The following is a 9,464-nucleotide window of genomic DNA, read 5'->3' as shown; positions in this document are numbered from 1 at the left end:
GGTTCTTTGTGGCCGAGCGCCACCAGCCGGTGTAACGTCATGATCAGCAGTCGTGGTTCCGAAGTCCCGTTCGCCCGTGATCGCAATCGCGGGCGTTTTTGCTGTTCAACGCCTCTCCGGACCAGGGCGATCACCTCCGGATCCCGCACGGTGCCGGACCCGACACGAGTCCCCTCGAAGGAGACAGACACATGGCCAAGGGCACTGTGAAGTGGTTCAACGCGGAAAAGGGCTTCGGCTTCATCGAGCAGGAAGGCGGCGGCCCCGACGTCTTCGCCCACTACTCGAACATCGCCACCCAGGGCTTCCGCGAGCTCCAGGAAGGCCAGAAGGTCGAGTTCGACATCACGCAGGGCCAGAAGGGCCCACAGGCGGAGAACATCCGCCCCCTGTAAGCGCCGGACACAAAGAGGCCCCAGCCGGGATGCACCCACCGTCTGGGGCCTCTTCGGTCTTACCCGCCCCCGACGGTGGGAAGTTTCCGACCCTCCGCTGTTGAGGGAGCCTCAGGAAGAACGGCGGGACGGCGTGTCCTCGTCGGTGCGGCAGCCGGCTCCCAGGGTCCGCCGCGGGGCCGGGGACACCGCCGGGTGATTGCCGAGAACACCCCGGGCCCTCAATTCGTCAAGGTCGGGGAGACGGGCTGACGGAAGAGAGGCGAGCAAGTCGGCCTGCGGGGCCCGGATGCCGTGCGCGGCCTCCGGGCCGACCCCAAGGATGCGGCGAGTGGTCACACCGGCCATCGTACGGGCACGAGGCTCTCCCCCTCGCCCCGGCCAGCGCGTCCTCAGGCCACGTCGGACCAGCGGTTCACCGCCTCGTTGCCGCGCCAGGGAACACGCTGAGTATGTGGGCGAGTTTCAGCAACGGTTGTCGTTCAGCGCGGGCAACACCCGGAGTTCGTGGGGAACGGTGTTGATGAGTTCCAGCAACACCTGGGGGCTTGCGGTGGGAGCATGAGGGTGCTCCATACCGCTGGGGGCCGCCGATGACGTCGAAGTCGGGGACCGAGCTGTACGCGGCTATCCGCCGTGACCATCGTGCCGGGCTGACGACCCTTCGTCTGTTCCCCTTCAGCCCCGCGGATATGCTCGCGCCATGCGACGACAGGGACGAATGGTCAAGGTGGCTCGCTGGCTGGTGGTTTGGGCTGTGTTCACCGTCTTCATGCGCTTCGTCACCGGCCTCGCGGACGTCTACAGGGGCTGGTTGACCACAGCGGTGACGTCCGCAGCGGTGGTGACCTCCTGGCACCTGGTCCCGTGGTTGCGGTCCCGCGGGGAGCGCAAAGCCACAGCACAGTAACCAGACGGCGAACTTGGAGCGCTGTCCCCCGGAGTTCCGCCCGCATGTGGGAGGCCATCGAGTAGCCGAGTACCCGGCGTGAGCAGATGTCCAGGACGCACGCGAGATACAGCCACGAGCCACCAACCTGCACATATGTGATGTCGCCGCACCACTTCTCGTTCAGATGCCCGGCGGTGAAGTCGCGTTGGACGAGGTCCGGGGCGGGCGGTGCGAGCCGGTCCGGGACAGTAGTGCGCTTGCGCCGACGCAGGTGGCGGCCCTCGATCCGGTGGAGGCGCATCAACCGCTCGACACGCTTGCGTTGACGGTGTGCCCAAAGCCCCGCAGCTCTGCATGGACGCGCCTCACTCCGTAGGTGCCCTTGTGCGTGGTGTGGACCTCGCGGATCTCTGCGACCAGGGTGTCGTCGGCGACCTGCCGCTCCATTCGGGCCTTCGCACCGGATCCACCGATAGTAACCGGAGCGCGAGACCTGAAGAACCCGGCATATCCGCTGACCACCGAAGGTCTCGGCGTAGGCGGAGACGAAGTCCCAGCGGCGGGTCTTCACTTCATCTCCTTCGCGAAATAGGCCGCCGCCCGCCGCAGGATCTCCCGCAAGGCCCCCGAGTCGGTAGACACTCCCGATACCATGGCGCAGTCGCAACAGGGGGAGCAATGCCGACCTGGGAATACGCCCATCTGTCCTACTGGTACAGCGTCACCGCCGATGAGCGAGGTGGTAGGCCGCGGCCCGTATCGAGCGGAAGCAAGCGCACTTTCACCTTCGCGGTCCTGGTCACTGCAGCAGGGTTCGAACTCTTCGACATGGCTGACGGCGACCTCGCTCTGTTCAATACACTCGGCGCCGAGGGGTGGCTTCTCGGCGAAGCCCCGAACAGCATTCCCCCGAGCATGGGCGAAGCTGTGGAGCGGCAGATGCTGGACCGCATGCGCTCCGCCGGAGTGGAAATCACCGAGCACACCTACGCAGTGACTGCCCACAGCGGCGGCTACCGCTTCCTGCGGCGCCAAACGTCCTGACAAGCCACAGCGCTTCAGAACTCGCCGACCGCAGCCTCCCTGTCGGCGGTCGTACATGACAAAGCACGCCGAGCCCGCCCACGGCGACATCGCGCAGCTGGCGTACGTACCGGCCGTGCACCCGTACCGAGCCTTGGCCACACCGGCAGGACGCGGTCGTCGCTCGCACCCGCGTTCTCAGTACCACCTTGTCCGGCCGCCGCTGAACCCCCTCGATCAGCAACGCGACAGGTACGGAAACAACTCCAAGAGCACATCACGAGAGCACGCCATACATGATCGCGAACAGCTGACACGACTCGCTCAAGCGTCCGGATCACAAGATCGTCGACAGAACCAACATCCCCGACGGCGGCGGCCACAAGGCCTTGGCCGGCAAGCCGGCCGAAGGAAGCGTTCCGGCGTCGGCTACGGCTACCTGCGCACCGCCTGAAACGCCTGGTCAACCGCGGCATCCTCACCGAATCCGAACCCGGCCTGTTCACCCTCGTCCCGCCGGCACCGGCCGCCCCCGAAACCAACTCAAACTGACTTCGGACGAAGGCTCACGGAACACCCCCACTCGGAACCGCGCGTCATCCTGCGTCGACGCACACCGCGGTGCCCACCGGATTTCACCCACGACGGCCGAGGGGGAGACCCGGTCATGACAGCGTCGCACCAGCCGGCCGGACAGACCCCGATCCCGCTGCGGCCGATGGCCCTGTCCGCACGCCCCGGCGCTGATCGAGATGTCCCGTACGGCCTCACCGACGGTGGACACTGACGGCATAGCCGCCGCCGACGTAGGGGTCGGCGTCCCAGGTGGCGTATCGGTCGACGAGGGTGAGGCCGGCCGCGGCGCAGTACTCGTCGTACTCGCGCAGCGTGATGCCGGGCGGCACGGGCAAATGGGCTTCGTCCAAGCCGAAGCCAGCGACCATCACACCGCCCGGGCGCAGGGCCACGGCCAGGCGCTCGACCACCGTGGCCTCGGTGCCGGGGGCGAGCAACGGGAACACGTTGCCCGCCGCGACCACGAGATCGAAGTCCCCCGCGATGCCGAGCCGGCCCGGCTCGAACCCGGCGAGATCGGCCTGGTACCAAGACAGTTCCGGTGCCTGCCGCTGCCCCACTGCCAGCATCGAGGCGTCAAGATCCACCCCGACGCAGTCGTACCCGAGCTCCGTCAGCCGGATCATGACCCGTCCGGTACCGCACCCGGCGTCCAGCACCCGCGCTCCTGCAGGCACGAGCGCCGCGCAGAACCGCGCCTCCCCGTGCAGGTCCTTCCCGGCACGGGCCAGGGCCGCGAACCGTGCGGCGTAGTCCTGCCCCGATCTTCCCCCAGTCATCTTCTCCCAACGGCTCATGCGGCCGACTATAGGGCCGGCCGTGGGCCGCTCGAAGTGGTGGCTCGGCCGACTCGGCTCGACTCCGACCCCGCCCGGACGCGGCAGGTCATGACCTTGTTGATGCCGTCCGTCCTCGCCGGGCTTCGATCCGGGGTTTCCGGGCCGCGTCAGGGGACCGTCGCCGCTACGGGCAGACGGCCCGCTCGGCTCAGCGCAACCGCGCGACACGGGGCGCGGGGCGTCGTCCCGTGCCGCCGTCACTCCGGTGGGACGGCCTGGCCCGCTGCCGCCAGCCAGCGTCGCCCGGCGTCCAGGTGCGCGGACGCCCGCGGAAGGTCACCGAGCGGACCGGACAGTATCCCCAGGGCCAAGCCAAGAGCGGAGGTGGGCATCCCGCGGGCGTGGAGGAACGCCACGCCGAAGGAAAGATAGTCGGTGAGGACCCGTGGATCATCGACGTAGTTCGCCGCGGCCAGGACGTCCGGGATACGGCCGAGATCCTCCAGTACTGCCTCGGCATGCTCCGCGCCGGGGTCGCACAGCCGCGGGTACCGCTCGCGCAGTCGGGCGAGTAGCCGTCGCAGCAGCTCGGTCCGCTGCCGGACGATCCGGGAGTACTCTTCGTCGGCCAAGTGCTCCAGGGGCGCCGTCTCGCGTGGGCGGTCCGGCCACCGCACGGCGAGCATGTCAGCGGCGGTGGCCGGATCGGGCGCGTACAGGTCGGCTCCGAGCGTGCGGGCCCAGACGCCTGCGGGGCCGAAACCCGCCCCGCCCGCGAGCACCGGCACCCCGGCACGCCGACAGCAGTCGATGAGGCGGTGTGCGGCAGGCAGACGCACGGGGATCATGCATGACAGAGCCACCAGGTCGGGCCCCTGCCGGTGCACGTGCGACACGAGGCGCGGGACGAGGACGTTGGCGCCCAGGAACGTCAGGTCGAAGCCGCGCAGCCGCAGCACCTCGGCGGTGATCCGTGCGGGCAGGGTGTGGCGCTCCCCCTCGACGCACGCGCACAGGACACGGCGGCCCGGCGCAGAGGTCCGAGGCCGCGACGCGGAGGCCGCGGCGGCCACGGCGCTCACCGCGCGCTCGCTCACATGGGTGGCGGCGTGCTCCCGGGCCACGCTCCACTCCGTGGACACCCACCGGGCGCCGACAGCGGCCTGTGCCGGGGCGATCAGACGTAGCAGAATCTCCTCCGCCGAGGCACCGGATCGCAGCAGGTCCAGGGCGAGCGCGGTGGCCCCGGTGTCGTCGGCGTGGGCGAGGTGGTCGTCGAAGGCGGCGCGGAGGCCCGGCGGCACGACGGACGCGCCGGTCACCGCAGGGCTCCGGCGGTGCCGGACGAACCGGGCGAGGCCTGCAGGGCCAGCACCGCGATGTCGTCGTGGGCCCGTCCGGCCAGCCAGTCGGCGACACGCAGTTCGACCCGCTCGGCGACCGCGCCGGCGGGCATCCCCGCGCAACCCTCCAGGTCGCGCGCGAGCCGCTCGGCTCCGTACTCCTCGGCACCCTCGGGGCCGCCCCGCGCCTCGGTGACCCCGTCGCTGTACAGCAGGATCAGTTCGTCGGGCGCCAGGTGCACTCCGGCTTGGCCGAATTCCGGGCCGGGCAGAGCCCCGACCAGCATCCCGCCCACGTCCACAGCCTCCACGACACCACCACGCCGCAGCACCAGCGGCGGCGGGTGCCCGCCGCCAGCGAGCACGACGTCCAGGGCGCCTCCGGCGCCCGGGCGGGCAGCGCCGATGACCAGGCTTGCAAACCGGCCCGAGTCCGCCTCGAGCAGCGTCTGGTTGAGCACGTCGAGCACACGGAGCGGCCGGGATTCGACAAGGGCCAGGGTGCGCAGGCTCTGGCGGACGTGGCCGGTGAGCACGGCCGCCTCGACGCCCTTGCCGCAGACGTCCCCCAGGACGAACTCCACGCCCCCGCCGCCGTCCCGCGCGGGTTCCACCTGGTAGAAGTCGCCGCCGAAGCCCAGTGCCTCCGGGGCGGGGCGGTAGGCGGCGCCCAACCGCACCCCCGGCACGTCGGGCAGGGGTGCCGGGTCGAGGCCCGACTGGAGCACGGCCGCAGTGTGGGCCTGCTGGGCGTAGAGGGCAGCCGTCGACAGCGCCATACCGGCCCGGAAGGCGAAATCGTCCACGAGGGCGGCGTCCCAGCCACCGGCTCCGGCCGAGCGGAAGAGAACCAGGGCCCCCGCCGGGGCCTCGCTTCCCGGCAGTGCCGTCACGAGTGACTCCCCTCCTCCCTTGCCCGGGTTCGGCGGCGCCCCACCGAGCGCGGCGAACTCGTCCGGGGGCAGGCGGCAGGCCGCGGCCACAGGCCCGACAGGGCCCGCCTCAGGTGCGGCACACGCTCGAGGAAGGACGCCGACGACGCCCCCGACTCCGCCGCCGTCCCCGGCGCCGAGCAGCGATACCAGTCCGCGTGGCCTGCACGCGGCGGCAGGACGAGCAGCGCCGCGTCGGCCAAGGCAGGCACGGCGAGTTCCACCACGCTTCGGGCCGTGCGGCCGTAGTGCAAGGACGCTCCCAGTCGTCGGCCCGCCTCGCTCAGGAACGCCGTCCGCGACCGTTCGGCGCGCAGCTCGGCCTCGCAGCGGCGGACCCCGGTCTCGTCGCTGACGAGCCACATCGAACAGTCCTCCACCGTGCTCCTGCGTCCGGTCAGCCGACGACCGAGGAACTCGCCGTCGAAGTACGCCACGGAGGCGGCGATCGCCTGCCCGAGGGGCCCGGCCGCCGCGGGGTCCGGCACCTTCCCCGGCCGCAGGCCCGGGAAATAGGCGCCGGTCAGGCGGTTGCACCAGCGCACCACGCCGGAGGCGTCGCAGACGACGACCGCCTGGTCGACGATGTCGAGCAGGGCCCCCGACAGCTTCGGCCCGGGACCGCCCTGTGCCTCCCCGTCACCGCCGTGCCCCGCCGGGCTGCGGGTTCGTGCACCCCTCACCGGCCCCGTGCCTCACGAGGACGGGTCCCGGTACAACGCGGAGCGCCGACGGCCTCGTCGGCCGGTGCACGAGCCGTACGCACCGCCTCTTCCCCTGACACCCTAGAAGTTCTTTACATCCGACTTACTCACCATACAACCCATCTCTCCTCAGGGCGCCGCCCACGGATCAGGGCCGGTGCCGCCGGGCATGCGGGGGCGGGACGAGTACGCCCAGCATCGCGACGGCCGGTCCCCGGCTGTGCGTGACTCACGTCACCGCGCTGCACCGGGTGACGTCCGGGCGGCGCACCGCTTGGTCGGCGCGGTGATCGACGCGCTGCCCGCCGACGCAGCCCCGGAGACGGTGTCCAGCCTGGCCAACGCGCTCCTCCCGACGAGCATGTTCGCCGCCGATCCGGCGCTGCGACGCGTAGGCCATCGACAGGTTTGCCGACCACCTGGACCCGTTGATCCTGGTGCACTGCGACTCCTGGGTAGACGTCGCGCGGCGCGGTGCCGGGGTGGCCCAGCGCATAGCGGGCGCCTTCGCTCGGCCTGCCGATCCCTGGAAGGTGATGCGGCTCGGCGTCTCCGCCTATTTCGTCGACACTCTCGGTGACGTCCGTTCGCACCTTCACCGCGTGGTCGACCGGAGAAGGACAGCGGGGCCGCCCAACGCCATGGCGCTGCTTCGACTGGTCATGTTGGACCAGATCTCCATCGCGTCCTGGCAGGCGGCGGAGGAGACCGGACTGCGTGGCCTGGAACTCACCCAGGCCCCGGGTACGAGCCGTTCGCCCACCGGGGGCAAGTAGCTGTGAGGATGCCCTGTCCTGATAACCGCGCGCGTGGCGATACAACTGCACTGTCACCCGTGACATTCGGCTGGCGCCAGCATGAAGGCGGCGGCGCGCCCCGGAGTAGGCTCCGGGGCCCTTTCCGCGGCGGCAGCTTCCCTACGCCGCGCGAAACCAGAGTCGCTTGGGAGGCGCGCCTGGCAGGTGTGTTTCCCGGGCCTGTCAGATTCTTGTAAGGACTTGGAGGCCGGGGGCGCCCCCACTCGTCGCGCTGCCGTCCCCTGGATCCATAGCGGGCTGCCTCCCGTCTGCGCTCCTGCCCCGAAGCCGTCCTCGGCTACGCCGCCAGCTGCCGCTGCAACAGCGCCCAGTGCAGTATTAGGCGCATTCAGGATGTGGCCACGGCAATGGGTGTACACGGCTTCGCCAGCACTCATTCTTCGATGACCCGGCCGCACGGTGCGCTGGTGCAGCAGGCCGGCTTTCGCTCCAAGAGCGCACCACTGCACGAGGAGGCCATCACGGCCTACTTCAGGAAGTCAGGCGCTCCAGTGCTGGATTCCTCAATGGATGTATGCATATCGGCGCTGAAATCGGCGGGTTGGCGGTGTGGGTCTGCCTCAGCGCCGGGGTTGGCACGGGAGTTGAGCGGGCGCGGCAGTCGCCGCGGCTGCTTGACCGTCACCGTGCGGCGTGTCGGCTGCTGACGGCTCGCGCGGCCCATGAACGGCTGATGCCGGTCCGGCACCCGGGCGAGTGCCGGGTCGAGGCGCTTTTGCATCGGGGAATCGCCGTCGTACTCCTCGGCGACCACCGCCCAGTCGTAGAAGCTGGAGACGGCAGCCAGGATCCGGTTCACGGTCGCCGGCGAGAGCAGGCTGCCCGGCGCCTCCGGACCGCCGACCACGACCGTCAGGCCGAGCCGCTGGGCGGGCCGGTGTGACGGCGCCCGCCTCAGGAACGCCAGCAGCCGGAGGGCATCCGGGCCCCGGAACTGGCGCCAGTCCATGCCCTCAGCAGCGAGGAAGGTGAATAGGCGCCGCAGGTCGTACGCGTACGCACAGATCGTGTGCGGCGAGAACCCCCGGTCGACCAGGTGATCCAGGAACCGGGAGGCCGCTGCGACCGGTTCACCGTCACCGTCGACCAACCGCACCCGGCGTACGACACCGCCGTCGCGTTCCTTGACCACCGCACACTGGCCTCCCCAAGCCTGCATTCGGATGGCCCAACGAGACCTGAACCTCCACCGCCACGGCACCGGTTCAAGCGTCACTCGAAGGTGTCCAGATAAGGAGATCTACGGCTGGTTCGAACTGGACATGAACAGCCGTCTCGACCTGGACCTGACCGCCCGGGTACCAGCAGTGCCCCGACCACGTATCCCCGAGGGTGAGCTGGCCACCGCATCCGGACTGGTGGCTCGATCCAATGAGCCGGGACAATGGATCTCATGAACGCATTACCCACACTGTCTGCCAGTGAGATCACCACTGATCGTCTCCGGCTGCGAAAAGCGCACGACGCCGACATCGACGGCCTCATCGAGCTCCAGACCGATCCACAGGTCCGTGCCCACCTCGGCGGCCCACGGCCCCGTAGCGTCGTCGAACAGTACTTCGACGCGAACGGCATCACCGCTATTGCAGGCAAGCCCGGTACCTACGTCATCGCCGACAAGAAAACCGACCGGTTCATCGGCACACTCGTACTCGACCGCCGCTCCGCCGACCTTCCCGGACACGTCACCAAGGAAGGCGGGGGGCTGGAGCTGACCTACCTGCTCCGGCGCGGTAGTTGGGGTGTGGGGCTGGCGTTCGAGGCCGCCACAGCTGTGTTGCAGGCCGCCGCCGCCGAGCTGCCCGACCAGCCGGTCCTGGTGGTGACCCAGACGGCCAACGAGCGTTCCCTCAAGCTCGCCACCCGTCTCGGCTTCCAGCACATGGGCACCTTCGAGGCGCATGACGCTGAGCAAACCCTCGCTGTAGCCGACCTGCACTCGTTCAAGGCCCGGTCTTCCACCTCTTGATCCATGCCGAAAGTAGGGCAGCCGTTACGCCCT

The 9,464-nt window shown here is 69.9% G+C and carries 11 protein-coding genes and 1 pseudogene; 5 read left to right on the top strand and 7 right to left on the bottom strand.

Going from position 1 to position 9,464, the window contains the following annotated elements:
- Positions 1-191: 191 nt before the first annotated feature.
- The gene (locus N8I87_RS40415; RefSeq protein ID WP_263215921.1) at positions 192-395 is read left to right on the top strand and encodes a cold-shock protein; all 204 of its coding nucleotides are present in this window, start codon (positions 192-194) and stop codon (positions 393-395) included.
- A 703-nt stretch (positions 396-1,098) separates the two neighbouring features.
- Positions 1,099-1,305, top strand: coding sequence for a hypothetical protein (locus tag N8I87_RS40410; protein ID WP_263215920.1), 207 nt, complete (start codon positions 1,099-1,101; stop codon positions 1,303-1,305).
- Between the two features lie 28 nt (positions 1,306-1,333).
- On the opposite strand, the pseudogene N8I87_RS44575 reads toward N8I87_RS40410, so the two are convergent.
- Both N8I87_RS44575 and N8I87_RS40405 read right to left on the bottom strand, forming a co-directional pair.
- A pseudogene (locus N8I87_RS44575) lies at positions 1,334-1,588 on the bottom strand (DDE-type integrase/transposase/recombinase); the annotation flags it as partial.
- Positions 1,588-1,734: an IS3 family transposase gene (locus N8I87_RS40405; RefSeq protein ID WP_263215919.1), complete on the bottom strand. Its 147-nt coding sequence runs from the start codon at positions 1,732-1,734 to the stop codon at positions 1,588-1,590. The gene N8I87_RS40405 and the pseudogene N8I87_RS44575, both read right to left, overlap by 1 nt.
- A gap of 231 nt (positions 1,735-1,965) precedes the next feature.
- On the opposite strand from N8I87_RS40405, the gene N8I87_RS40400 reads away from it, so the two are divergent.
- Positions 1,966-2,331: a hypothetical protein gene (locus tag N8I87_RS40400; protein WP_263215917.1), complete on the top strand. Its 366-nt coding sequence runs from the start codon at positions 1,966-1,968 to the stop codon at positions 2,329-2,331.
- A 746-nt stretch (positions 2,332-3,077) separates the two neighbouring features.
- Here N8I87_RS40400 and N8I87_RS40395 read toward each other — a convergent pair.
- The 4 genes from N8I87_RS40395 to N8I87_RS40380 form a co-directional block, all read right to left on the bottom strand.
- Entirely contained in the window at positions 3,078-3,683 is a 606-nt protein-coding gene (locus N8I87_RS40395) for a class I SAM-dependent methyltransferase (protein WP_263215916.1), read from the bottom strand.
- A 239-nt stretch (positions 3,684-3,922) separates the two neighbouring features.
- Positions 3,923-4,987, bottom strand: a complete 1,065-nt coding sequence (locus N8I87_RS40390) for a cobalamin B12-binding domain-containing protein (protein WP_263215915.1) — start codon at positions 4,985-4,987, stop codon at positions 3,923-3,925.
- On the bottom strand, positions 4,984-5,901 hold the full coding sequence (locus N8I87_RS40385) for a PP2C family protein-serine/threonine phosphatase (protein WP_263215914.1): 918 nt from the start codon (positions 5,899-5,901) through the stop codon (positions 4,984-4,986). Before N8I87_RS40385 ends, N8I87_RS40390 begins: the two co-directional genes overlap by 4 nt.
- Positions 5,898-6,623, bottom strand: a complete 726-nt coding sequence (locus N8I87_RS40380) for a nitrogen regulation protein NR(II) (RefSeq protein WP_263215913.1) — start codon at positions 6,621-6,623, stop codon at positions 5,898-5,900. The genes N8I87_RS40385 and N8I87_RS40380 overlap by 4 nt, the downstream gene beginning before the upstream one ends.
- Before the next feature lie 503 nt (positions 6,624-7,126).
- Here N8I87_RS40380 and N8I87_RS40375 point away from each other — a divergent pair.
- Positions 7,127-7,420, top strand: coding sequence for a hypothetical protein (locus N8I87_RS40375; RefSeq protein WP_263215912.1), 294 nt, complete (start codon positions 7,127-7,129; stop codon positions 7,418-7,420).
- Positions 7,421-7,928: 508 nt separating this feature from the next.
- Here the strand turns inward: N8I87_RS40375 and N8I87_RS40370 are convergent.
- Entirely contained in the window at positions 7,929-8,594 is a 666-nt protein-coding gene (locus tag N8I87_RS40370; RefSeq protein WP_263215911.1) for a site-specific integrase, read from the bottom strand.
- Between the two features lie 261 nt (positions 8,595-8,855).
- Here N8I87_RS40370 and N8I87_RS40365 point away from each other — a divergent pair, with 261 nt between their 5' ends.
- Positions 8,856-9,431: a GNAT family N-acetyltransferase gene (locus N8I87_RS40365; RefSeq protein WP_263215910.1), complete on the top strand. Its 576-nt coding sequence runs from the start codon at positions 8,856-8,858 to the stop codon at positions 9,429-9,431.
- The last annotated feature ends 33 nt before the right edge of the window (positions 9,432-9,464 follow it).

The sequence above is a fragment of the Streptomyces sp. HUAS 15-9 genome (assembly GCF_025642155.1).
Lineage (GTDB): Bacteria > Actinomycetota > Actinomycetes > Streptomycetales > Streptomycetaceae > Streptomyces.
The sequence above is the reverse complement of the archived record's forward strand: the minus strand, read 5'-3'. Positions and strand labels throughout refer to the sequence as shown.